Source organism: Moraxella sp. CTOTU48717 (assembly GCF_032057165.1).
GTDB lineage: Bacteria > Pseudomonadota > Gammaproteobacteria > Pseudomonadales > Moraxellaceae > Faucicola > Faucicola tetraodonis.
In genome coordinates, this window is the sequence record NZ_DAMBBC010000012.1 from 32,404 (window position 1) to 56,938 (window position 24,535).

At 44.5% G+C, this 24,535-nt stretch carries 25 protein-coding genes and 1 tRNA gene; 5 read left to right on the forward strand and 21 right to left on the reverse strand.

The genetic code is table 11. The features are described from left to right. Nucleotides 1–118: 118 nt before the first annotated feature. The 19 genes from rpoB to RT084_RS08425 all read right to left on the reverse strand — a co-directional run bounded on the left by rpoB (nt 119) and on the right by RT084_RS08425 (nt 18,998). Nucleotides 119–4,237, reverse strand: coding sequence for a DNA-directed RNA polymerase subunit beta (gene rpoB, locus RT084_RS08335; RefSeq protein ID WP_313099157.1), 4,119 nt, complete (start codon nt 4,235–4,237; stop codon nt 119–121). A gap of 538 nt (nt 4,238–4,775) precedes the next feature. Beyond that, entirely contained in the window at nt 4,776–5,147 is a 372-nt protein-coding gene (rplL, locus tag RT084_RS08340; RefSeq protein WP_036597696.1) for a 50S ribosomal protein L7/L12, read from the reverse strand. Between the two features lie 69 nt (nt 5,148–5,216). Beyond that, nucleotides 5,217–5,726, reverse strand: a complete 510-nt coding sequence (gene rplJ, locus RT084_RS08345; RefSeq protein ID WP_007116396.1) for a 50S ribosomal protein L10 — start codon at nt 5,724–5,726, stop codon at nt 5,217–5,219. A gap of 298 nt (nt 5,727–6,024) precedes the next feature. Then, nucleotides 6,025–6,723: a 50S ribosomal protein L1 gene (gene rplA, locus RT084_RS08350; protein ID WP_313099161.1), complete on the reverse strand. Its 699-nt coding sequence runs from the start codon at nt 6,721–6,723 to the stop codon at nt 6,025–6,027. Beyond that, nucleotides 6,724–7,155, reverse strand: coding sequence for a 50S ribosomal protein L11 (rplK, locus tag RT084_RS08355; RefSeq protein WP_036597691.1), 432 nt, complete (start codon nt 7,153–7,155; stop codon nt 6,724–6,726). Nucleotides 7,156–7,353: 198 nt separating this feature from the next. Continuing rightward, a complete protein-coding gene (gene nusG / locus RT084_RS08360; protein WP_007116399.1) occupies nt 7,354–7,884 on the reverse strand; it encodes a transcription termination/antitermination protein NusG in 531 nt (176 codons plus the stop codon). Between the two features lie 139 nt (nt 7,885–8,023). After that, nucleotides 8,024–8,491, reverse strand: a complete 468-nt coding sequence (secE, locus tag RT084_RS08365) for a preprotein translocase subunit SecE (protein ID WP_203171541.1) — start codon at nt 8,489–8,491, stop codon at nt 8,024–8,026. Between the two features lie 73 nt (nt 8,492–8,564). Continuing rightward, a tRNA-Trp gene (locus tag RT084_RS08370) sits at nt 8,565–8,640 on the reverse strand. 73 nt (nt 8,641–8,713) lie between these two features. Beyond that, complete coding sequence (locus tag RT084_RS08375) at nt 8,714–9,226, reverse strand: DUF2726 domain-containing protein (RefSeq protein ID WP_313099166.1); 513 nt, start codon at nt 9,224–9,226, stop codon at nt 8,714–8,716. Nucleotides 9,227–9,391: 165 nt separating this feature from the next. Beyond that, a complete protein-coding gene (locus RT084_RS08380; RefSeq protein ID WP_313099169.1) occupies nt 9,392–10,726 on the reverse strand; it encodes an SPOR and LysM peptidoglycan-binding domain-containing protein in 1,335 nt (444 codons plus the stop codon). Nucleotides 10,727–10,888: 162 nt separating this feature from the next. After that, nucleotides 10,889–12,238, reverse strand: a complete 1,350-nt coding sequence (gene folC / locus RT084_RS08385) for a bifunctional tetrahydrofolate synthase/dihydrofolate synthase (RefSeq protein ID WP_313099174.1) — start codon at nt 12,236–12,238, stop codon at nt 10,889–10,891. A 24-nt stretch (nt 12,239–12,262) separates the two neighbouring features. Then, nucleotides 12,263–13,168: an acetyl-CoA carboxylase, carboxyltransferase subunit beta gene (accD, locus tag RT084_RS08390; protein WP_007116404.1), complete on the reverse strand. Its 906-nt coding sequence runs from the start codon at nt 13,166–13,168 to the stop codon at nt 12,263–12,265. A 148-nt stretch (nt 13,169–13,316) separates the two neighbouring features. Further along, nucleotides 13,317–14,138: a tryptophan synthase subunit alpha gene (gene trpA, locus RT084_RS08395; protein WP_313099180.1), complete on the reverse strand. Its 822-nt coding sequence runs from the start codon at nt 14,136–14,138 to the stop codon at nt 13,317–13,319. 24 nt (nt 14,139–14,162) lie between these two features. Then, the gene (locus RT084_RS08400) at nt 14,163–14,813 is read right to left on the reverse strand and encodes a LysE family translocator (protein WP_313099183.1); all 651 of its coding nucleotides are present in this window, start codon (nt 14,811–14,813) and stop codon (nt 14,163–14,165) included. Nucleotides 14,814–14,816: 3 nt separating this feature from the next. Continuing rightward, the gene (trpB, locus tag RT084_RS08405; RefSeq protein WP_036601146.1) at nt 14,817–16,043 is read right to left on the reverse strand and encodes a tryptophan synthase subunit beta; all 1,227 of its coding nucleotides are present in this window, start codon (nt 16,041–16,043) and stop codon (nt 14,817–14,819) included. Nucleotides 16,044–16,059: 16 nt separating this feature from the next. Then, a complete protein-coding gene (locus tag RT084_RS08410) occupies nt 16,060–16,812 on the reverse strand; it encodes an SDR family NAD(P)-dependent oxidoreductase (RefSeq protein ID WP_203171537.1) in 753 nt (250 codons plus the stop codon). Nucleotides 16,813–16,901: 89 nt separating this feature from the next. Further along, nucleotides 16,902–17,546 (reverse strand): phosphoribosylanthranilate isomerase, encoded by a 645-nt coding sequence (locus RT084_RS08415; protein WP_313099188.1) that lies wholly within the window; start codon nt 17,544–17,546, stop codon nt 16,902–16,904. 129 nt (nt 17,547–17,675) lie between these two features. Continuing rightward, nucleotides 17,676–18,098, reverse strand: a complete 423-nt coding sequence (locus RT084_RS08420) for a YgaP family membrane protein (RefSeq protein WP_284034316.1) — start codon at nt 18,096–18,098, stop codon at nt 17,676–17,678. Nucleotides 18,099–18,116: 18 nt separating this feature from the next. Then, the gene (locus RT084_RS08425; RefSeq protein ID WP_313099192.1) at nt 18,117–18,998 is read right to left on the reverse strand and encodes an MBL fold metallo-hydrolase; all 882 of its coding nucleotides are present in this window, start codon (nt 18,996–18,998) and stop codon (nt 18,117–18,119) included. A gap of 298 nt (nt 18,999–19,296) precedes the next feature. On the opposite strand from RT084_RS08425, the gene RT084_RS08430 reads away from it, so the two are divergent. The 5 genes from RT084_RS08430 to RT084_RS08450 all read left to right on the forward strand — a co-directional run bounded on the left by RT084_RS08430 (nt 19,297) and on the right by RT084_RS08450 (nt 22,964). Then, nucleotides 19,297–19,605 (forward strand): ArsR/SmtB family transcription factor, encoded by a 309-nt coding sequence (locus RT084_RS08430; RefSeq protein ID WP_197931512.1) that lies wholly within the window; start codon nt 19,297–19,299, stop codon nt 19,603–19,605. 78 nt (nt 19,606–19,683) lie between these two features. After that, nucleotides 19,684–21,399 carry a SulP family inorganic anion transporter gene (locus RT084_RS08435; RefSeq protein WP_313099195.1) on the forward strand — a complete coding sequence of 572 codons (1,716 nt, stop codon included), beginning with the start codon at nt 19,684–19,686 and terminating at the stop codon, nt 21,397–21,399. Nucleotides 21,400–21,462: 63 nt separating this feature from the next. After that, nucleotides 21,463–21,795, forward strand: coding sequence for a protein tyrosine phosphatase family protein (locus RT084_RS08440; protein ID WP_313099199.1), 333 nt, complete (start codon nt 21,463–21,465; stop codon nt 21,793–21,795). A gap of 29 nt (nt 21,796–21,824) precedes the next feature. After that, a complete protein-coding gene (locus RT084_RS08445; RefSeq protein WP_050324487.1) occupies nt 21,825–22,274 on the forward strand; it encodes a YaiI/YqxD family protein in 450 nt (149 codons plus the stop codon). Nucleotides 22,275–22,280: 6 nt separating this feature from the next. Beyond that, a complete protein-coding gene (locus RT084_RS08450) occupies nt 22,281–22,964 on the forward strand; it encodes a hypothetical protein (protein WP_284034312.1) in 684 nt (227 codons plus the stop codon). Between the two features lie 13 nt (nt 22,965–22,977). Here the strand turns inward: RT084_RS08450 and RT084_RS08455 are convergent, their stop codons facing one another. Together RT084_RS08455 and epmA are read right to left on the reverse strand one after the other, a co-directional pair. Then, nucleotides 22,978–23,454: a DMT family transporter gene (locus RT084_RS08455; protein ID WP_203171531.1), complete on the reverse strand. Its 477-nt coding sequence runs from the start codon at nt 23,452–23,454 to the stop codon at nt 22,978–22,980. A gap of 30 nt (nt 23,455–23,484) precedes the next feature. Continuing rightward, nucleotides 23,485–24,450, reverse strand: a complete 966-nt coding sequence (epmA, locus tag RT084_RS08460) for an EF-P lysine aminoacylase EpmA (RefSeq protein WP_203171530.1) — start codon at nt 24,448–24,450, stop codon at nt 23,485–23,487. Between the last annotated feature and the right edge of the window lie 85 nt (nt 24,451–24,535).

Here is a 24,535-nt window from a genome sequence, read left to right on the forward strand (position 1 = left end):
AGGTCGCTACAGATTGACTTTCAATTTAAGGTTAATTTTTATTCGTTTGTCATTAACAAGGTAAACTATTAAGTTTGAGTATGGCGACTTTTAAAGCCGCCATACTTACAATCATGACTTAGTTTTTACTTTTGCTATGATCTTTTAACTCAATATTGATACCCAATGACTTAATCTCTTTGGTCAATACGTTGAACGATTCTGGCATACCGGCTGACATGTTCTGTTCACCATCGACGATGTTTTTGTACATGCGGGTACGACCTTCCACGTCATCGGATTTCACCGTCAACATCTCTTGCAATGTATAAGCAGCACCGTAAGCTTCAAGCGCCCACACTTCCATCTCACCGAAGCGCTGACCACCAAACTGGGCTTTACCACCCAATGGCTGCTGGGTAACCAGTGAGTAAGAACCTGTTGAACGTGCGTGCATTTTGTCGTCAACCAAGTGGTTGAGTTTGAGCATATACATATAACCCACGGTTACAGGACGATCAAACTGTTGACCGGTACGACCATCAAACAATACTTGCTGACCTGAGGTTGGCATACCTGCTAATTCTAGCAAGCCTTTGATTTGCTGTTCTTTAGCGCCATCAAATACTGCCGTACCCATTGGTACGCCTGCACGTAGATTTTTTGACATCGCAATGATTTCCTCATCACTGAGGCTGCCTAAGTCCACTTGCTCGCCGCCAATTTGGTTATAAATTTTGTCTAAGAAATCACGCAACTCAGCAACTGCCGCTTGTTGTTTGATCATCTCGTCAATTTTGATACCCAAACCACGTGCTGCACCGCCTAAGTGCGTTTCTAAAATCTGACCGACGTTCATCCGCGATGGTACGCCTAGTGGGTTTAGTACCACATCCACTGGATTACCGTTTTCATCGTATGGCATGTCTTCAATCGGCATGATACGTGATACCACCCCTTTGTTACCATGACGACCCGCCATTTTGTCACCGGGTTGAATACGACGTTTTACTGCCAAGTACACTTTGACGATTTTTTGCACGCCATGCGTTAAGTCATCACCTGCCGTTAATTTGCGTTTTTTCTCAGTGAATTTTTCATCGATTTCTTTTTGTTTATCGGTTAAAAAGTCACCAATTTGTGATAAACGCTCTGCGGTATCTTCTTGGGTTGGCTGAATATCAAGCAATGTTTCAAGCGACATATCTTGCATTGAGTCTTCACTCAACACCGTACCTGATTTTAAGCCCGCGCCACCACTGACAGTTTGACCGTCAAGCAATGAAATAATGCGACCGCGTGCGGCGTTTTCAAAGATACGCAATTCTTCTTTTAAGTCTTTACGATAGCTATCAAGCTGGGCTTTTTCGATAGCTTGTGCACGGCTGTCTTTTTCTACACCATCACGGGTAAAGACTTGTACGTCAATCACCGTACCTTTGGTAGAAGAAGGCACGCGTAACGACGTATCTTTCACGTCCGCGGCTTTTTCACCGAAAATTGCACGAAGTAGTTTTTCTTCAGGGGTGAGCTGCGTTTCACCTTTTGGTGTCACTTTACCCACCAAGATATCGCCACCTTGTACTTCCGCACCAATATAGACGATACCTGCTTCATCTAGATTAGCTAGGGCTGCCTCACCCACGTTTGGAATATCGGCAGTGATTTCTTCCGTACCCAATTTGGTATCACGCGCCACACAGGTCAATTCTTGGATATGAATGGTGGTAAAACGATCTTCTTTAACCACACGCTCCGATAACAAAATCGAGTCTTCGAAGTTGTAGCCGTTCCAAGGCATAAACGCTACACGCATGTTTTGACCCAATGCCAACTCACCCAAATCGGTTGATGGACCATCTGCCAAGATATCCCCGCGCGCAATGACATCACCTTGATTGACAATAATGCGTTGGTTAATACAGGTGTTTTGGTTTGAACGGGTGTATTTGATTAAGTTATAGATATCAATGCCCGCTTCGCCCGCTTGCATTTCATCTTCATTCACTTTTACAACGACACGGCTCGCATCCACATCCATAATGACGCCGCCACGTTTGGCAGTGACACACACACCTGAGTCACGGGCAACGTGACGCTCCATACCCGTACCAACCAGTGGTTTATCCGACCGTAAAGTGGGTACCGCTTGGCGCTGCATGTTTGAACCCATCAAGGCACGGTTGGCATCGTCATGTTCCAAGAATGGAATCAAGCTGGCTGCCACAGATACAACCTGACGCGGTGATACGTCCATATGGGTCACTTTCTCTGGTGCCATACGCACAAACTCACCATAGTTACGCACAGAGACATAATCTTCTGTCAACTGACCGCTTTGGTCAATCGGCGAATCCGCTTGTGCAATCACAGTGCCTACTTCTTCAATCGCTGATAAATACTCGATTTCATCCGTTACTTTACCGTCGACTACTTTACGATACGGGGTTTCTAAGAAACCAAATTCATTGGTTTTAGCATAGACGGCTAGTGAGTTGATCAGACCGATGTTTGGACCCTCAGGGGTTTCAATCGGACACACACGACCATAATGGGTTTGGTGTACGTCACGCACTTCAAAGCCTGCACGTTCACGTGTTAAACCACCTGGACCTAATGCAGAAACACGACGCTTATGGGTAATTTCTGACAGTGGGTTGTTTTGATCCATGAACTGTGACAATTGTGATGAACCAAAGAACTCTTTAATAGCGGCTGCCACAGGTTTTGAGTTGATTAAATCTTGTGGCGACAAGTTATCTGTTTCAGCTGAGCTTAAACGCTCTTTAACAGCACGCTCGACACGGACTAAACCCACACGAAATTGATTTTCTGTCATCTCACCGACTGAACGGACACGGCGGTTACCTAAATGGTCAATATCGTCCACCACCCCACGACCATCACGAATTTCAATCAACATTTTTAATACGTCGATAATGTCTTCGTTGGTCAATACACTGCGTTCACGCTGCACATCAGGGTCATTGGTGGGCTCATAGACCCGGCCCAAACGACGGTTGAACTTCATGCGACCGACGTTTGATAAATCATAGCGATCCGGGTTAAAAAACATCGATTCAAACAATTTTTCAGCCGTATCAAGTGTTGGTGGCTCACCTGGACGCATCACTTTGTAGATTTCAATCAACGCTTCTTCACGGCTCATCGCGGTATCTGCACGCAGTGTATCGGCGATATATGAACCATGATCGATATCGTTAGTGAATAAAATATCAAATTCTTTAATACCGCTATTGCTGATTTTGACCAAAGTCTCGTGATCGAGCAATTGGTTAGCGCGTGCAATGACTTCACCATTCACCACGATATCTTGTGCCAAAATGCGTTCATACAAGTATTCATCAGGCACAGGTAATCTAGTCATACCGGCTTGTTCGATTTTACGAATCGCGCGCGCGTTGATACGTTTGCCTTGTTCGACAATCACCTCACCCTCAGGTGAAACGATGTCAAACTGCGCCATTTCACCGCGTAAACGCTCAGTGACAAGACCGATTTCAAATTGCTCATCACCTTTATAGACGTGGGTTTTTTCATAAAACGCATCTAAAATTTGCTGTGTATTCATCCCAATGGCATGCAAAATCACTGTTGCCAATAATTTACGGCGGCGGTCAATACGAGCAAACACCAAGTCTTTGGCATCAAATTCAAAGTCTAACCATGAACCACGGTAAGGAATAATACGCGCGTTATACAGCACTTTACCGCTTGAATGTGATTTGCCTTTGTCATGGTCAAAGAATACCCCTGGTGAACGGTGTAATTGCGATACGATGACACGCTCAGTACCATTAATCACAAAAGTACCGTTTTCAGTCATCAATGGGATTTCACCCATATACACGCTTTGTTCACGGATATCTTTAATTGCCGCTTTAGCATCTTTGTCTTTAACATCTTTGTCTTTGATGACCAAACGGATTTTGACACGTAATGGCGCTGCATAGGTTGAACCACGTAAAATACATTCGCGCACATCAAACTCTGGTGTACCTAGATAGTATTCAACAAATTGTAGCTCGGCATTGCCAGTATGACTTTCAATAGGGAAAATAGAATTAAAAGCGGCTTGTAAACCAATGTTTTCCCGACCTTTTGGCTTTTTATTTTCTTGCAAAAATTGCTCATACGAGTCAACTTGGATGGCCAATAAGTATGGCACGTCCATGACGGTGGGCAACTTTGCAAAACTTTTACGAATGCGTTTTTTTTCAGTATACGAGTATGCCATTAAAAGTCCTTAAACATTCAAAGCGTTAATGCCTACCCATCTATCAATACTTCAGTGCACTGATACTGCTGTGCACTGATAAAGCCACAAATCACCACATTTCCTGTTAGGAAATTAAGTTTTTTGCGCATTTATTAACGATGGAATCTATTTTTAAAAGATTTGATGACCCAATCCCTACAGTCTTAGGTCACCAACTTAAATCCAATTTCCTAACGGAAATCTTAAAACCTTGCTCAATCAGCGGATAAGTTAATCATCACAGGATGCATAACCCAATCAGCGATATAATATAAAATCGATACAAACAAAAACTGTAGAGACGACAAAAAGCCAAACACCTTTGGGGTATTTAGCTCAAGTTTTTTTACGCATTACCAGACTTTCTAACTTGCATGGAACAATTCTGTCCTTGGTGCGTGTGCCATCTTATATTCAATCAGACACGAAAGGTCAAGAGAATGATTATAATAAAAAAAAGCCATTATTGCAAGTGCAATAATGGCTTTTTGAAGGTTAGAGAACTTAGGTGCGAGAATTATTTCAATTCTACTGATGCGCCTGCTTCTTCTAATTTTTTCTTCAATTCTTCAGCTTCAGCTTTCGCTACGCCTTCTTTAACAGTTTGTGGTGCGCCTTCAACTAGGTCTTTAGCTTCTTTTAAGCCCAAGCCAGTGATTTCGCGAACTGCTTTAATAACAGCTACTTTCTTGTCGCCAGCGCCAGTTAATACGACGTTGAAGTCGTCTTTTTCTTCTGCTGCAGGTGCGTCACCGGCTGCTGCAGGTGCTGCTGCTAGTGCAGCGGCTGATACGCCAAATTTTTCTTCCATTGCAGAGATAAGATCTACAATTTCCATTACTGATTTTTCAGCGATTGCATCAAGAATTTCTTGGTTAGTTAATGCCATGATGTGTGTTCCTAAATAAGTGAATTTGGTTTAAAAAATGCTAAGCGTAGGTGAGTTTGCTTAAATAAATTAAGCTGCTTCGCCTTCACCTTGCATTTTGTCGCGTAATGCTGCCAAAGTACGAACAAATTTGCCTGCAGCGGCTTCTTTCATTGTACCCATTAAGCGCGCAATCGCTTCGTCGTAAGTTGGTAAGCTTGCTAAACGATCGATATCTTTAGCAGCGATAAACTCGCCTTCAAAAGCTGCACCTTTAATTTCAAACTTATCGTTTGTTTTAGCAAATTCTTTGAACAAACGTGCCGCAGCACCTGGATGTTCAGTTGAGAATGCGATAAGTGTTGGACCTACAAATACGTCATTTAACACAGTGTAGTTAGTGTCTTCTAACGCACGACGTAATAAAGTATTACGTACGATACGCATATCAACACCCGCTGCACGAGCTTCTTTACGTAGCTGGGTCATTTTACCTACTGTCACGCCACGAGCATCGGCAACAACAGCAGAAAGGGCACCTTTGGCAGATTCACTTACTTCAGCAACAATCGCTTGTTTGTCTTGAAGATTTAATGCCATGGGTTGTCTCCATATTATCAGTTTCCTAGTTATGATTAACTTAGGGCACCAATAAACCTAGTTAATATAATAAGTTAAATTACAACTTATTATCACTCCGATACGGTGGCAGTCAATGATAAATTAAACTGCCATCCCGTCTGCGTAGGCTGTGAAAAACTTTCACAATTAAACTATTTACGATTAAACCAATAGAATTATGATTAAACCAATAGAACCTACGGTCTTAGACAGCACAACCCGTTTGTGCTGAACTAAATTTATAATATGTTAAAAATTCACCATTAAGCTTTAAAGCTTAGGCATTACGATAAGGAACTGCATCTAAGTTGATGCCAGGACCCATCGTGCTTGATAGGGTGATTTTTTTGATATAAATACCTTTTGAGGTCGCAGGTTTTGCTTTTTTCAAATCAGCGATTAATGCAGACGCATTTTGCTCGATTTGTTCAGCGCTAAAGCCTACTTGACCAATTGTAGTATGGATAATACCCGCTTTATCAACACGGTAAGTTGCCTGACCCGCTTTGGTGTTTTTAACCGCTTCAGCAACGTTAGGGGTCACTGTACCTACTTTAGGGTTTGGCATTAAACCACGTGGACCTAAAATTGTACCTAATTGACCAACAACGCGCATTGCATCAGGCGACGCAATCACAACATCAAAGTCCATGTTACCTGCTTTGATGCTTTCTGCTAGGTCTTCAAAACCTACGATATCAGCACCCGCTTCTTTTGCTGCCTCAGCTGCTGCACCTTGTGCAAACACGGCAACACGTTTGGTTTTACCGGTACCTGCAGGTAGGTTAGTAGCACCACGAACCACTTGGTCAGATTTACGTGGGTCAACGCCTAGATTGATAGCAATATCGATTGACTCTTTGAATTTTGCAGGTGGTAATTTATTTAGGATTTCCACCGCTTCAGCCAATGTGTATTGTTTGTTCGCATCATAGCTTTCAGCAATTGCTTTTTGACGTTTAGTTAATTTAGCCATTTACACGCCCTCCACGTCAATACCCATTGAGCGAGCAGTACCCGCCAATGTGCGAACCGCAGCTTCTAAGTCAGCAGCAGTTAAGTCAGCATTTTTAGTGTTAGCAATTTCTTCTAACTGTGCACGGTCAACTTTACCTACTTTAGTTTTGTTCGGTACGCCTGAACCTTTAGCAGCACCTGCAGCTTTGCGAATTAAGAACGCCGCTGGTGGTGACTTCATGATGAAGGTGAACGATTTGTCGTTGTAAACCGTGATTTCAACGGGAACAGGTAGACCTGGTTCCATGCTAGAAGTAGCTGCGTTGAACTCTTTACAGAATGCCATGATGTTCACACCTTTTTGACCCAATGCTGGACCGATAGGTGGTGATGGATTAGCTTTACCAGCTGGCACTTGTAGTTTGATGTAACCATCAATCTTTTTAGCCATGATAGACTCCTGTTATGGGTAATAGCGCTAGACTCCCACTCATCGAATGGCTATCTGGCTCCCCGGGTGATATTGTCAATCTTGCAGACAACAGAAAAAATAAAGTGCCATATTATAAGCGAATTTTTACTTAGGTAAAGCAAAAATTGCTAAATTTGGCACTTAGTTACAATTTTATTAGTAGATTCAAATTAAAAATTAGTTAATTTTTTCTACTTGCTTAAATTCTAACTCAACCGGTGTTGGACGGTTAAAGACATTGACGGTCAACTGTAAGCGTGATTTTTCGTAATCCACTTTTTCGACCAAGCCTCTAAACTCAGTAAACGGACCATCGATGACCAACACTTCCTCACCTGGCTCAAACAAGGTTTTTGGACGCGGTTTATTTTCATTGGTGTTTAAACGATTTAAAATGGTATCGGCTTCTTTTGGGGTAATCGGCGCAGGATTTTCTGGCGTACCGCCAATAAAACCCATCACACGTGGACAGTCTTTAACTAAGTGCCATGTATTGTCGTTCATATCCATTTCAATCAATACGTAACCTGGGAAGAATTTACGCTCAGATTTGCGTTTTTTGCCATCCCGCATTTCGATAACTTCTTCGGTTGGGACAAGTACTTGACCAAACGATTCTTTATATTCGCTGCGATTGATACGTTCAATCAATGAACGCTGCACTTGTTTTTCAAAGCCTGAAAATGCTTGTACGATATACCAACGCATGGATAATCTTCCTCTAATTCATTGCTAAACACATCGCCTACTATACCAAAGATGAGCAATGCAGGTAAAATATTGATATTGCTAGATAGATAAAAACCCACAGATGTGGGTCAAATAAAAGGGTTTGGCTAAATTTTTGCTATTGACCAATGACGTATTGAATCAACTGGCTAAATACGGTATCTAATAACCACACAATAAAGGCTAATATCCCAGCCACTACTGCAACTTGCCAAGTGTATTCAAGGGTTTCTTGTTTGGTCGGCCAAGTCACACGGCGTAATTCAACGCGAGAATCTTGCAACAGTGTTTTAAAAGCACTGCCTTGGTTGGTCAATGCCAGTGCCAATAATGCAGCAATGATTAGTCCAGCAATAACAGCCACGCGCGTCCATAAACTGCTAGCGGGTTGCCAATATGCGGGTAAATATTGATTTACTAAAGTTGCGCTGATTAATGCGACAAAAGCAAAAATCCACAGGGCAAAATCTTTAGGGGAGTGTCGTTTGGCAATCTCAATAGCAGCAGGTTGGTGGACAACCACTTTTTCACCAGACATCCTTTTGCCATTGAGCTCTGCTAGTTTGTTCTCTAGCATTTGTTTCATAAGGCTGCCCTGTCTATCATTAAAACGTATTTTATTATTAGAATACAGCGTACACGCTAACCTAACTAAAATGTGGCAGGCGATGAGGGACTCGAACCCCCAACATTCGGTTTTGGAGACCGACGCTCTACCAATTGAACTAATCGCCTATGTTGAGTTTGAGTATTATAGCGAGTTTTTTTTTGAATGCAACACTTTCTATAGTTTTTTGCGATTTTAATCTTACCCTATCACTGCTAAGATTTTACGGCGTAAAAGCGCAGCATCCGGCATGGCTTCCCCATCGATTCGTAATATCGAAATGCCTGCACTCAACAGCGCTTTGTCTTTTTTTTCGTCTTGCTGCTGACGGCGGCGAGTGTTGTGCGTCCAGTCGTCTAATTCAATTGCCAATAGTACGGTTTGCTTGTCTTGATCGACCAGCACATAGTCAACACTCATACGACAAATACGATTAAACCAAAAGCCTTGCTCAGTATCGTCATCGTCATTTGGCATAATAATACGCGATAGCTGTACTTGCCCAAAAATAATCAGCTCAGGTACCGCCTGCTGCAAGCGATTAAAAAATATTACTTCAGTCGGCGTCATGATTGGCATCGGCTCAAACGGCCATACTGCTAATTCATCTCCCCGAACGGGCTTAATAACCTCTTCATGGCTACTGCCACTACTGCGAAATGCAAACACTAACAGGATAAACAACACAAACGCTAACACTAAAAAAATTGTCACAATAACCACACACTTTTATCAACAGGATAACTACCTCAAGGCAACATTATTCCTCTATTGGGTGATTTTCACAAGCGCGTAAATAAATAATACGACACAAAATGTCGCATTATTTGGATAGTTTTGCATTGTTTGAATAATTTGGCTTTAAAACGTCAAATAGACTTACCAGTAAAGCACCCAGCCGCTATTGACATCCACACGGCTATCGTTATTAAGCTTGTCTTTGAGCGCCAAGGCAGCAACTTTGCCTTTTTCTGGACCTACGACGATACGTACCCCTTTACTCGTTTGGGTGGTTTTGACTTTATAGCCTGCCGCTTGTAATTTTTGGGTGATTTCATTGGCTTTTTTCTCGTCGGTTGCCAATGCAACTTGTACCCCAAACGTACCTTTAACATCCGTTTGTTTCACCGTCTGACGCGCCTGCCTTAAATTATCTTGTGCCGCTTGGAATGCTTGTTTTTTCTGGGCTTGTTGCTGAGCTTCTAATTTTTTCTGGGCGATTTCTTGTTGACGTTTTTGCTCTTTTAACTGCTCTCTTAACTGGGCTTCTTGCTTTTTACGAGCGATTTCTTGCTGTTTTTGCTGCTCTTTTTGCGCGGCTTCTTGTTTTTTACGGGCGACTTCTTGCTGCTGCTGCAGTAGCGCCTGTTGCTTTTTTTGTTCAGCTTCTTGCTTTTTGCGAGCAATCTCATTTTGACGTTGTTGCTCTCGCGCTTGAGTTTGTTGGGTAATACGGTTAACTTGTGCCGCAGTCGGGATGGTGATAGTTTGCCCGACACGTAAGCTGCTGGTGGTGTTGAGATTATTGACGCTTGCCAATACCTCGACTGGCACATTGTAGCGACGTGATAACCCTATCAACCCCTCGCCTGCCTTGACTTGATAGGCACCAGTATTGCTAGGGGTTGTTTTTGCCGCGGGCTGCGGCTGTGCGACGACGGGTGCTGCCACTGTGGGCGTTGGCGTAGCTGCTTGTACTTTAGTTTGCGCAGCGCTTTGGCTCTGTGCAGTATTTTGTGCGCTATTGGGTACTGCAGCTTGCGTTTGTGGTGGCGCGGCGACCGTGTCAACGGGTCGGGGCTTTACCACAGGTTGGGTAATCGCGGTCACTGAGCTGGCAACCACCGAATTGGTATTGGCGGCATTTTTGTTGGCATACAGTTGATTTTCAGCACGGCTACGCGCTAAAGCTTTGGCTTCAATCCGCTGTTGCTCGGTCATGTATTGCTGGGCTTGTTGTTCTTGCGCAGCGACTCGTTGCTCCCGTTCTTTTTGTTTTTGTGCCAGCAAATTTTTTTCGGTTGCGACATCCGCAGTGAGTGGCTCGTTGCTGATTGCCGATTGTTTATCTGTCGTGGGTTTAGCGATAACTTGTTGGCTATTGGCTGCAGGTTTGGCAGGCGCGTTTAAGACTTGGTGCATAGTGGCATATAACAACACGCTACCGCCTAACAATACCGTTGTACCCAATAATGCTTGCTTAGAAAATTTCATGCCAATTACCCTAGTTTATGTGTCTTGATAAATGATTTTTTCAACCTATAAAAATCAATGAATTTTGACTAATCATAGCAAAATTCGCGTGAGCAGTTTTTACCATTGTTGAGATATTAACTGAAAATTTTGAAAAGTAAAATCATTTGACGCACAAATTCGTTATTCACTCAGTGATTGGCTGGTCAGTACACCGCTGATGGTATAAAAAGAACCACACACCAAAATTAGGTCATTATCTTGGCTTCGGTCAATCACCGATTGGGTCGCTAAACTCAAATCCTCAAAAACACATACAGAATTAAAATAGCGCGGTAACAGCTCAGTTAAGCGCTCTTGGCTACTCGCTCTAGGGTGAGATATAACGCCGCTGTGAACACTATCAATCGGCATAACCGTCTGGGAAAATTGCTGTAGACGGGCGAGTACAGGCTCGATGTCTTTATCAGCGAGCATGGATATCACCAAATGCAATTTGGCGGTTGGATGCTGGCGTTGGTAAGCATGTACATACGGCGTGAACTGCTTGAGCAAAAACTGCATCCCATGGTCATTGTGGGCAACATCAAATACCCATTGGCGAGCTGACATGCGTCTGCTGTCAAAACGCCCTGCCAATTTTACCTTCGGTAACGCAGCTTGAATGTGGTCTTGGGTTATGGTCAATGGGCTGGCTAGGAGGGCGGTGATAGCCGTTGCGGTATTGTGCAAAGACAAATTGGGGATAGGCAACGATAAAGTCACCGCGCTATTGCTATATTGCCATGTCGCTCCACCCTTAGTATGGCGGTAGCCGTAATCTTTGCCATACTGTAGCAAATGGGCATGGTGCTGTGCAATCAAGGGCGCGATGGTCGAGGGCATATCGGCTTCGCCATACACCAATGTCAGGTTATCACGCAAAATACCGGCTTTTTCTACGGCTATTTTTTCACGGGTGTCGCCGAGCCATTCGACATGGTCGATACCCACATTGGTAATGACCGCAAGGTTTGGATCGATGACATTGACGACATCGAGGCGACCGCCTAACCCCACTTCCAATACCCAGACATCACAGTGGTTTTGGGCAAAAATCAAAAAAGCGGCAAGCGTCGTCATTTCAAAAAATGACAGCGTCAAGCCACAATCAAACCTCGCCTGCTCGATTTTGGTAAACGCATCAATCAAAGTTTGGTCATCGACCATTTTTCCATTGATTCTGACACGCTCGTTAAACACCAGTAAATGCGGCGATTGATACAAAGCGGTTTTATAGCCTGCTTGTTGACAAATCTCGGCAATAGTGGCGGTGGTTGAACCTTTGCCATTGGTGCCTGCCACGGTAAACACAAAGGCATCGGTTTGCTTTATACCCAATGCTTGAAATACGGGTATCACCCGCTCAAGCCCCATATCAATCGCAGACACATGGATGCCTTGCATGTAGTTTAGCCACTCGGTTAACGAGCTTGAAACGCTAGGCGGCAATGGGGATGATGAGAGTGCGGGTGGTAAGCTTGACTGTTGCATGGATAAAACCGTGATAATAATGAATTAGTGAGCCTGACGAAAATAGGTCATTTTTTTGAGTAAACGATGAATCGTTTCTTTCATTTGTAGACGATGAACGACTTGATCGACCACACCATGCTCTACCAAAAACTCAGCGCGCTGGAAGGGCTCGCCCAGTACCTCGCGAACGGTTTGTTCAATCACCCGTTTGCCCGCAAAACCAATCATGGCTTTGGGCTCCGCCAAATGGATATCGCCTAACATCGCAAGTGACGCCGTTACACCGCCATACACAGGATTGGTCAGCACCACAATATAAGGAATATTGGCGTGTTTGAGTTTCTCAATCGCTGCGGCAGTACGCGCCATCTGCATGAGGGATAACAAGCCCTCTTGCATACGGGCGCCACCCGATGCGGCAAAACACACCAGCGGGATTTGTTCTTTGAGCGCCGTCTCGGCAGCGAGCACGAATCGATCGCCTACCACAGAGCCCATTGAGCCACCCATAAAAGCAAAATCAAACGCACAGGCAACTACGGGTAGCCGCTGGAGTTTGCCTTTCATGACGATAAGTGCTTCGGTTTCGCCCGTCTTGGCTTGCGCTTCGCTCATCCGTGTTGGGTAAGGTTTGCTATCGACAAAGTCTAAGGGATTGCCTGCTTGGTACTGCTGACCCAGCTCGTCATCCACTTGGTCAAAAAACCAGTTCAGACGCGTGCGGGCGGTCATGCTAAGATGTTCGTCACACGATGGGCATACGTAATTATTAAAAATCAGCACGGTATTGGTGATGATTGAATTACAGTTGGGACATTGAGTCGATGGTTCGGTCTCAACCGCCGTCAGTATTTGCTTGGCACGCGGCTTGATGGTGGGTAATGGGCGTTTTAACCAAGTTTCTTCCAATGTCTGTCCCATCGGTTGAGGCTTCATATCAGTGCTCATAATAAGTCCCTATTAACAGTGCAATTTAAGAGTGCTATTGAATAGTAGTTGTTTGAGTGTACAAGTACAAACTCATTTTATAATGCGTATGCTAACTGATTTTAGCAATAAATGAAATGATTAACCTCAAATACCTCAAACCATTCTATCACTCAAGACTGTCAATCGCTTCTCTTAGCTCATCCATTTTATCCAAGATGGCTTTTTTGGCATGGGCGATTTTTTGTTCATCGTTGCCCACATCCGCAAAGTTTTTCACCAGCTCACTACCGACAATCACGCCATCCGCATATTGTCCGACTGCTTTTGCCGATGCACCATCACGAATACCAAAACCAACACACACAGGTAAAGCAGTTTGTGCTTTAATCGCTTGCACGTGCTCGCCCACATCTTGGGCATCCAATGCTTTTGAGCCTGTTACACCTTTGACCGATACATAATAGATAAAACCACCGCCATGTTTTAGCACTTGCTCACGGCGTTCTGGCAAGGTAGTTGGCGCAAGTAAAAAGATTTCGTTCATTGCGGAATTGGCGAGTTTTTGGGTAAAATCGCCCGCTTCTTGTGGCGGTAAATCAACCATCAAAACACCGTCAACCCCTGCATCTTGACAAAGGCTGATAAACTTGTCATAACCGATGATTTCAATTGGATTTAGATAGCCCATGACTAGCACTGGCGTGGTGGTGTTGGTTTTACGAAACGCTTTTACCATCTCAATCGCTTGGCGGGTACTGGTGCCACCTGCCAATGCGCGCTCGCCTGCTAGGGCGATAGTCTCACCGTCTGCCATGGGGTCAGAAAATGGCAAGCCAACTTCGATGATGTCTGCGCCGTGGTCAACGAGTTCATGCAGTAAGCTGACGGTAACACTTGGGTTTGGGTCGCCTGCCATCACATAAGGAATTAAAGCTTTTTTGTTTTGCTCTCGTAACGTGTTAAATGTGGTTTCAATTCGGGTTGTCATAAATATACTCTCAACAAATTTTATTTAGTGATGGCTAATTATTTTTGTACCAAGATATAGTTTGCATGCGGTCATCACACTGGCATATACCGCCACGCACGCTAACACCGTGCCTGATAACTTATTGATAACATTTGCCAATGTATTACTTTTGATTTTGGAAAACATTACGGCATATATACTTAAAATCCCATAATCCAGCAGCACCCAAATCCCAACCAGTAACGCTATACTTAAGACTTTATCATTGCTAATCGCAAAAAATAGCGGAAAAAATGCGATAAAAAACAAAATATCTTTGGGGTTTGAAATGCCAACAATAAACCCATCTTTAAAATGGTGTTTACTCTCCTGCCTTGGCAAGGCAGCCACTTGTACTAAATTAACGCGGTCTTTTAAAATATTGATAGCAAAATACAGCACATACAAAGAACCAAACAACGTCAGCCACAGTAGCGCTTGTTCGCTGATGGCAAATATGCCTTGAATCACCGCAAACGATGCACCAATCAAAATGAGTGATGCGCTATTGGTACCAGCAATGGTGGCAATACCTGCTTTGATACCATGTTTGACGCTGGTATTAGCGACCATCACCGTGACAGGTCCAGGCGTTCCTAAAAATAAAATGATGGCTGAAACATAGGCAATAACTATCGTAAAATTAATCTGCATCAATCAAATCTCAATCCCATCACGTTTCATGACCGTATGCAAATCCTTATCCCCACGACCCGACAGATTGACAATAATCGACTGATCTTTTGACATGGTTTTGGCAAGTTTCAACGCATACGCAATGGCGTGCGAGCTTTCTAGTGCAGGAATAATGCCTTCTTTTTGGGTACATTCACGAAATCCCACCATCGCTTCTTCATCGGTACAAGGTACGTACTGCACACGGTCGATATCCTTTAAGAAACTATGCTCAGGACCCACGCCCGGGTAATCCAGCCCTGCTGAAATCGAATGAGTGCCCAAAATCTGCCCATCATCATCCGCCATCAAATACGTGCGGTTGCCGTGTAATACGCCCACTCGACCGACGGTAAGTGGTGCAGCATGGTTGCCTGTCTCGACCCCATCACCGCCGGCTTCGATACCATACATTTTGACGTCTTTATCATTCAAAAAGTCATAAAACAGTCCGATGGCATTACTACCGCCACCGACACAGGCGACCAACGCATCGGGCAGTTTGCCTGTTTTTTGGTAGTGTTGTAGTTTGGCTTCTTTGCCGATAATGGCTTGAAAATCACGTACCAGCATGGGGTATGGGTGCGGGCCTGCGACAGTGCCAATGACATAATAAGTGCTATCGACATTGGTGACCCAGTCGCGCATGGCTTCGTTCATGGCGTCTTTGAGCGTGCGAGTGCCCGAGGTGACAGGTACCACTGTTGCCCCAAGCAAACGCATGCGATACACGTTCATGGCTTGGCGTTCGACATCATCTGCGCCCATATACACCACACACTCTAAGCCCAGACGCGCCGCGATGGTGGCAGTTGCTACGCCATGTTGCCCTGCGCCTGTCTCGGCAATGATGCGTTTTTTGCCGACCATTTTGGCAAGCAACGCTTGACCGATGGTGTTGTTGACTTTGTGAGCGCCTGTATGGTTCAAGTCTTCACGTTTAAGATAAATCTGCGCGCCACCGATATCATCACTTAGGCGCTTGGCATGATAAAGTGGCGTTGGTCTGCCGACATAATTGACCAAGTCGTCTTGAAAAGCTTTCCAAAATTCGGGGTCAGCTTTGGCAGTGTTATAAATATGCTCAAGTTGTTCCAGTGCCGCCATCAGGGTCTCAGAGACAAAGCGTCCCCCATGAATGCCAAAATGTCCGCTGGCATCTGGGTATTGATTGAAGTCTTTTACTTCAGTGGGGTTTTGAATGTTCATTATTTTCTCTCTAATTTTATAAATCTTTAACGACTTTTAAACCTGCAAAGGTCTGTGCGGTGGGCATGACTTCGATACGGTTGATATTGACGTGTTTGGGCTGTTCAATCAGCCATGCCACCATATTGGCGATATCTTGTGGGGTGACATATTGCACGCTGTCATAAACTTGGGCGGCTTTGGCATCATCGCCATGAAAACGAATATTGCTAAACTCCGTGCCACCACATAGTCCTGGCTCGATATTACTGACACGGATATTTTTACCGACCAAATCGGCACGTAAGTTTAGGCTAAACTGGGTCACAAAAGCTTTGGTCGCGCCATACACATTACCACCAAAATACGGATAATTGCCTGCGGTTGAGCTAAAATTAATAATGTAGCCGTCGTTGTTGGCTACCATGAGAGGTAAAATTTCATGGGTTAAATGAATCAAGCCTAGAATATTGGTATTGACCATTTGTTGCCAATCGGCAAAGTCTGTTTTATCCGCGGGTTCAAGTCCGAGTGCCAATCCTGCGTTATTGACTAGTACATCTAGGTTATTGAGTACATCGCTTGGCAAAGTTTGTAGCGCGGTTTTGGTGGCGGACAAGTCCGATATGTCAAAGTTTAGCGGGATAAAGTTGTCGCCCAGTTGCCTCTGTAGTTCGTCCAGTTTTTCTTGACGTCTGCCAGTGCCGATGATGGTATGACCTTTTGAGATGAGTAATTCGGCAATCGCTCTGCCAAACCCTGCGGTTACGCCTGTGACCAAGATATTCATTGTATCCCCTATCATTCTTCATGTTCTATTATACTAGTACGTTAGTATATACCAATTTATTTGAAAAGCAATCTTTATCCTTACAGGATTTATTTGCGAGTTTGTTCAATAAATTTTTGCATTTTCTCCAAACTTTTAATCCCTTTTGCTGACTCAATCCCGCCACTGACATCCACGCCATACACGCCTGTTTGTGTAATTGCGTCACCCACATTGTCTGCGGTCAATCCCCCCGCCAAAATAATCGGTAACGGCGAGTGGTTGGGGATTTTTTCCCAATCAAAACTATCACCTGTACCGCCAAATTTATCGGGATGATAGGCATCAAGCAGCACGCTACACGCGCCGAAGTCTTTAAGCGCTTGGATTTGGGTGACAATCGTCTCCGTGGTGTCATCATGGCTGATGCGTAATGCCTTTATCCAGCGTTTATTGATTCTATCCGCCATCAGCTTGCATTCTCGCGGCGACTCATCCCCGTGAAACTGCACGATATCAAACGGCACGTGATGCGATAGATAAACCAATTCTTGCTCGGGCATATTGACCACCAATGCCACCACCGTGGTCAATGCAGGCACCGCTTTGGCAAGCTCACAGGCTTGCTCGGCGGTTACCGCTCGCGGACTTGGCTCATAAAATACAAAACCCACCCCATCGACGCCAAGATTGACCGCATTTGTAATATCTTCAAGTTGGGTAAAGCCGCAAAATTTGACCGCTGTATTTTTCATTGCGTTGTGTTTGTCTTGAGAATGATAAAAGCTAGTATAACGAAAAAAGACACCCAAACGGATGCCTTTTCTCAGTCTTTTATTAGGCTATAACGAATGTCACATTCGCTTAAATTAAAGCCGCCTAGATTAAGCCTCTTTTTTTTCTGATTTTTCTGACTTTTCCGCTTTGTCTGCATGGTCAGCTTTCTTGGCGTCTGCAAGTTCTTCTATTTTTTCCTGAGCAGTCTCTTTAAGCGTGGCTGCTTTTTCTTGAACTGTTTCTTTTAAGGTTTCAGCTGTTTGCATGACACTGTCAATCACGATGCTTTTGTCATCAGCGCTATCTTTAGCATGGTCTTTGGATTGCGCTTTAGCGTGTTTTTTGCTATCTGCTGCTGATTTGGCGGTGTTGATACCCAGCATGCTATAACAAGGACAATGACCTGTCGCCCCTGAAATCAAAGGCGCTAGGGCTAATAATTTCATTTTTTTTGATTTTGATGATTTTAAGATTGCAAGACCCGCAATCACGCGCGCAATACGCTCTTTGTTGCCCACATTGGTTTTCATTTATTATTCTTCCTTATTTTATGATAATTGATTTAAGGGAATTTTAAGGTAGCGAACGCCATTGTCTTCTGGTTTTGGCAATTCACCTGCATTGATGTTAACTTGTACTGATGGCAAAATCAAACGTGGCATTGCAAGTGTTTTGTCACGTTGGTTACGCATTCGTACAAATTCTGCTTTAGGCGTGCCTTGTTTGACATGAATGTTGCGTAATTTTTGCTCACCGACATAAACCGTTGCGATATGCTCACGCCTACCCTTGGGTGGATAATCATGGCAAAGATACAGCAGGGTATCATCGGGCAAGGCTAATAAACGCTGAATCGAGTCATATAAATCCTCGGCACTACCATGAGGAAAGTCACAGCGTGCAGAGCCGACATCAGGGGCAAAAATAGTATCCCCGACAAATACCGCAATTTTTTCTTTGCCTGCGGTTTTATCCGTCACTTTATATGCCATATCAGCTGGGGTATGACCCGGTACATGCATGGCTGTGATGCTCAAATCACCCAGTTTTAGCTCGCTGCCTTCCTCAGTCAAAATATCAAATTGACTGGCATCGGTGGCTAGGTCGTCAAAGTTAAAAATGGTTTTAAAGGTTTTTTGCACCTTATCGATATATTTACCCATCACTATTTTACCGCCTAATTGCGCCTTGATATAAGGCGCGGACGATAAATGATCGGCATGCGCGTGGGTTTCGATGATATAGTCCAAGGTCAACCCTTGTGATTTGACAAACCCAATAACGTTATCGGCATTGTCATAGCTAATTTTGCCGGCTGCGGCGTCAAAATCCAATACTGGGTCGATGATGGCACAGTGTTTGCTAGCTGTATCGACTAGAACGTGGGTAAAAGTTTCAGTGTCGTTGTCTAAAAAAGAATGAATGTTCATAAGTTTTCCTGTTATCTAAAAACGCTTTTGGCATATCTTTATGGCAATTTCAACTGAAAAAACACTTTATACTTTTGTATAATAGCCGCATTGAAAGGCGTTGCTCAATTCATTATATTATTTTATAATATGTTATTCAATATATTGTATTAGCGCAAACGTTTATTTATTTTAAAATTATGTGATAAGTTTGATGGTAGCAGCACTTAGTATCAGGCATTGCGTATTAGCCATCAAAATACCTTGGGGGAAAGTCATGCCTGAAATTGCCGAACCGCAGTCCGATGCGCCTGTGTCGATGGATGCAACCATGCTCGATCAAATGCACGCTGCTGCAGGAAAAGCCAGCCAGTTGTTAAAGTCGTTATCTCATCCTGACCGCTTGATGCTGCTGTGTCAATTGACGCAAGGTGAGCATTGTGTGAGCCAGCTTGAAGAGAAAGTGGGACTGGGTCAACCAAGTCTGTCGCAGCAATTGGGGATTTTGCGTAAAGATGGTTTGGTCAACACCCGCCGCGAAGGCAAACAAATCTATTATTCAGTCGCCAGTGACAATGCCTTAGCAATCCTCAATGTACTGTATGATCGCTTTTGTCACACAAAATAATTAAATCTAAAGCTAACCAGTCTGCCAATTTATCGGACGCTAATTTATCAGAGTAACCACTTTATCGGAATAACCACCTTGCCATTACATGCAGCCAACTTGCGACGATTACCCCACTGGGTAACGCACTATAACAAGGCAAATCTCAGTCAAGATTTGTTGGCGGGTGTTATCGTGGGTATTTTGGTAATTCCGCAAAGTTTGGGTTATGCCATGCTGTCAGGGTTGCCCCCTGTATATGGCTTATACTCAGCGATTGTGCCGGTACTGGTGTATGCGTGGATTGGCGCAAGCTCGGTCAATGCCGTCGGTCCTGTGGCGATTACGGCGATTATGACCGCACAAGCGCTGCAGCCCTATAACGAGTTGCCGCCCATGCATTACGCTATTATGGCGTCGTTTTTGGCGCTGATAACAGGGGCACTATTGTGGCTAGCAAGCGTGTTTCGGCTCGGCTGGATTACCCAGTTTATTAGCCGTGGCGTGACGGCAGGGTTTATTAGTGGCGCGGCAATTTTGATTTTGGTCGGGCAAATCAAATATGTGACGGGTATCGCGATCAGTGGCAATTCACTGCTAGAGAATGTTGAAACTTTTCTGTTTCATCGCCGTGAGTTGCACGTGCCCACCTTGATGGTTGGCATTGCGGCATTCACCGTACTAATTATCAACCGCTATTATCTTAAAACTTGGCTCAAGCCTTTATTATCTGCCAAAGTCATTGAGGTCATCACGCGTATGTTACCCCTTGGGGTACTGGCAATCGGCATTATCGCCAGTCAAGTTGGCAACTTTGCCGCTATCGGTATTCGCACGGTGGCGGATGTACCCAGTGGTTTGCCGCATTTTGTGCTGCCGTTTTATCAGATTTCGCCCGTTGAACTCATCAATTTATTACCTGCAGCAGGATTGATGGCGCTGATTGCGTTTGTCTCTAGCAACTCGGTTGCCAGCTCATTTGCCCGACAACGCCATGAAGCTTACGATGCCAATTTGGAACTCAAAGGGTTGGGTTTTGCCAATATCGCAGGGGCGTTTTTTCAGTCGTTTACCATTGTCGGTGGCTTCTCACGCACCGCGGTAAATGTCGATGCAGGCGCGCAAAGTCCCCTTGCCAGTATGTTATCGGTACTGGTGATGGCATTGGTGCTGCTGTTTTTTAGCCAGACTTTAGAGCCACTCCCCTATGCCATATTGGGCGCTATTATCATGTCAGTGATTATCAGTATGATTGATGTGCAAACACTCAAGCAAGCGCTGCGCTATGACAAACTCGATGCGCTGGCATTTGGCGTGGCACTCACCGGTGTGTTATTGTTTGGGCTAAATGTTGGCTTGGTGCTGGGGCTGTTTGCCTCCTTTGCAGGCTTGATTTGGCAAACCAGCCACCCGCATATCGCGATTGTGGGTCAAATTGGTGATACCGGGCATTTTCGTAATGTTGCACGCCATCCAGTGACCCAGTTTGATGATTTGTTGATCATTCGCATTGATGAAAGCCTGTTTTATGGTAATGCCCAGTCCGTACTACAGTTTATTGAGCAAGCGATTGCCAGTCATTCACAGACAAAAAATCTGGTGCTGATGCTGTCAGCAGTCAATCACATCGATTTGACCGCACAAGATATGCTCATCAATTTAAACCAAAATTTGGCGGCTCAAGCTATCACCCTACATTTTTCGGAAGTCAAAGGACCTGTCATGGATGTAATTGAAAAAACCGATGTGATTCAAAAATTAACAGGCCAGGTATTTTTAAGTACGCAACAAGCGGTTAAACAATTAACCCCATAAATATACTTGTCGCAGTCAGTAAAAACATGAATAATCAACGCTAACTTTATAAGGAAACACAACATGCCAAACAATACTGTTTTTTATGGTCAAATCGAGCCACAGCAAGTTGACAAAATCGCGGCGCAGGGCTTTAAAACCATCATCAACAACCGCCCCGATGGTGAAGAACCCAACCAACCGCTACAAACAGATATCGCTACCGAAGCACAGCAAGCAGGGCTCGCCTATCATTATCTACCGGTCGTTGGTGGTCAATTAACCCGTGAGCAAGTTGAGCAGTTTGCCGAGATTTTTAATCAAGCAGAAAAACCCGTGTTTATGTTCTGTCGTTCGGGCAACCGCTCAAATGTGTTATTCCAGTCTGCCAAACAGCTTGATTTGCTAGACGACTAATCCTTTTAGTGAAAGCCATGACAGCAAAAATTACCCTGTGGATAGACGCTGACGCAATTCCCAATATTGCCAAGCAAATCATCATCAAAACCGCGGAACGCACGCAGACGACCACGATTTTTGTCGCCAATCGCGGCATTGCTTTGCCACGCTTGCCAGTTTTGCAGATGACAGTGGTTGAAGGCGGTTTTGACAAAGCGGATGACTATATCGCAGCGCACTGTGTGGCGGGTGATGTGGTCATCACCAGCGATATCCCCCTCGCCAATGACTGCATTGAAAAAGGCGCCAAAGTAGTCACGTCTCGCGGTTTTGTGTATGACAAAGACAACATCAAGCAAAAGCTTAATATGCGCGATTTTATGGATACCATGCGCAGTACGGGCGTGTTAGAACCTTCACAGCAAGGTGGACAAGCCCCCTATAGCGACAAAGACAAACAAGCCTTTGCCAATATTTTGAACGCTTGGATTCGCTAGTTGATTATGCTAAACCCTATTAGTGCTATTAAGTTATTGTATCAACTGGAAAATCACTCCGAACCGCTGGGTGTCAGTCAGGCGATGATTGAACAAAATGAGCAGGCCTTGGGCGTTCAATTACCTGCAGGTTTGTATCATTATTTATTGGCTTTAGGCAATATTGCTAGTCTCAATAGTGGCTTTAATCACCTTTGCTTATTGCCGTTAGAACGCTTGGGCGACCATCTCGTCATTGGCAAAACCTGCGATGATGATGCCGTTTGGGGCATTCATATAGATGCCCTAAGCCCAAAAAAGCAGCATAACCCGATGGTGCAAATGAGCCGCAACTTTGATGCGATTGAACAAAGCGAAATTCATTGGTTTGATGAATTACCGTTAGCGGAGTTCTTACTGGCGCAAGCGATTATTAATGGCGTCAATGGGGGATTAAAACACCATGCCCAAATTTATGATTTTGATGGACGGTCAATTCCAGCCGATTTGAATGAAAAATTACAGCATATCGCCAATGAAATTACCGAACTGCGGCAGCCGCATGAGCGCTATTTTCAAGCTGAGGATTTTGGCGTAGTGATGTTATTGGGTATGGATGAGTCTATTCCCAATGCCTTTATGATTGGTTCGCAAGATGAACACAAATTCAATGACTACATCCAGCAATTAGTGATTGGATTTGAACATTGACCTAAAAATAGCCTTATGACGACTTAACAAACCATTTTTGTCCAAACATAAAAAACGATACGCCCACCAGCATCAATACAATCCCCAAAAATTTACTCCAATGTAGGGTTTTCACAGGCATACCAAATAAACCCAAACTATCCACCACCATGCCCATGACCAGCTGACCTAAAATAAACAAAAACACCGTATTGGTAACACCGATTTTTGGCGCTAAAAAAATCGACGCAAAGACAAAAAACGCGCCCAGCGCACCGCCAAGCCATTTCCACCAGTCACTGATTTGCATGTCTGATAGACCCGATTGCACCGCTTGCCAATCGACAAATAGCAAAGACACCAATAATAATAGTGCGCCAACCGTAAACGATACGAATGCGGCCATTAGCGGTTGACCACCAAACATTGCGCCCAATCTAGTATTAATCGCTGCTTGAATCGGGATGCCCAAGCCTGCCACCAGCCCCAAAAATAAATGCCAAAGTTTCATATCAATTCCTATTTTTTGAGTTCACTGCTGTTAGGCGTGAGGGGTGGGTAAAGCGATGACATCGCGGATATGGGTTTTGCCCGTTTTAATCATCAGCAGTCGATCGATGCCAAGCGCAATGCCACTACAAGCTGGCAGGGCATCACAAGCTGCCAGCAGGTTCTCATCAATTGGCATCACAGGTAGCCCGCGTTTTTTACGCGCCACATTATCTTCATCAAAGCGCAGACGCAGCGCCTGTCCGTCAGCCAGCTCATCATACGCGTTGGCGATTTCAAGACCATTGATATACAGCTCAAAGCGTCTCGCCACCCGATTGCCATCTTTGTCTGTGACTGTCTTGGCGAGGGCGGCAGTGGCGACAGGATAATCGTAGATGAGTGTCGGTAGCGCTTTTCCCAAATTAGGTTCCACCAAATGACTAAATAATAAATCTAACCAGCCTTGGTGATCCTCCCCCAAATCAATGTTAAGATCATTATCTTTGGCGATGGCTTTGAGGGTATCGCAACTGGCATTGAAGGGATGAATTTTAACAAAATCCATAAAGGCATCCACATAGCGATAATGGTCAAAAATCACCGGATAGCCGAGTACCGCAGACACCAAATCGTTGGTTTCTTTTGCCAGTTCATCCAAACTAAAATTGGGACGGTACCATTCGAGCATGGTAAATTCAATGTTGTGGCGGCTGCCAATTTCGTTGTCGCGAAACACGGGGCAAATTTGGTACATCGGTACTTGCCAAGCTGCCAATAGACGCTTCATGGCAAATTCGGGTGAGGTGTGCAGATAATAGGTTGTTGGATGGTCGGCCACAGTGACATTGCTAGAGACGGATTGCAAAAATATATCGGTATTGCCCGCCTGTGACATCACTGGGGTTTGCACTTCTAGCACCTGTCGCTCGGCAAAAAACTGGCGAATGGTGGCGTACATCGCAGCACGGGCTTGGGCGGTTTGTAGGGTGCAAGTAGGTTGATAAGTGGTTGACATAGCAGTTTGGATAGGTGGATTTGCGACAATATTAGCAGACCCAAAAAAAATAGCTAGTATTTTCCCATACTGGCTATTTTTGCTT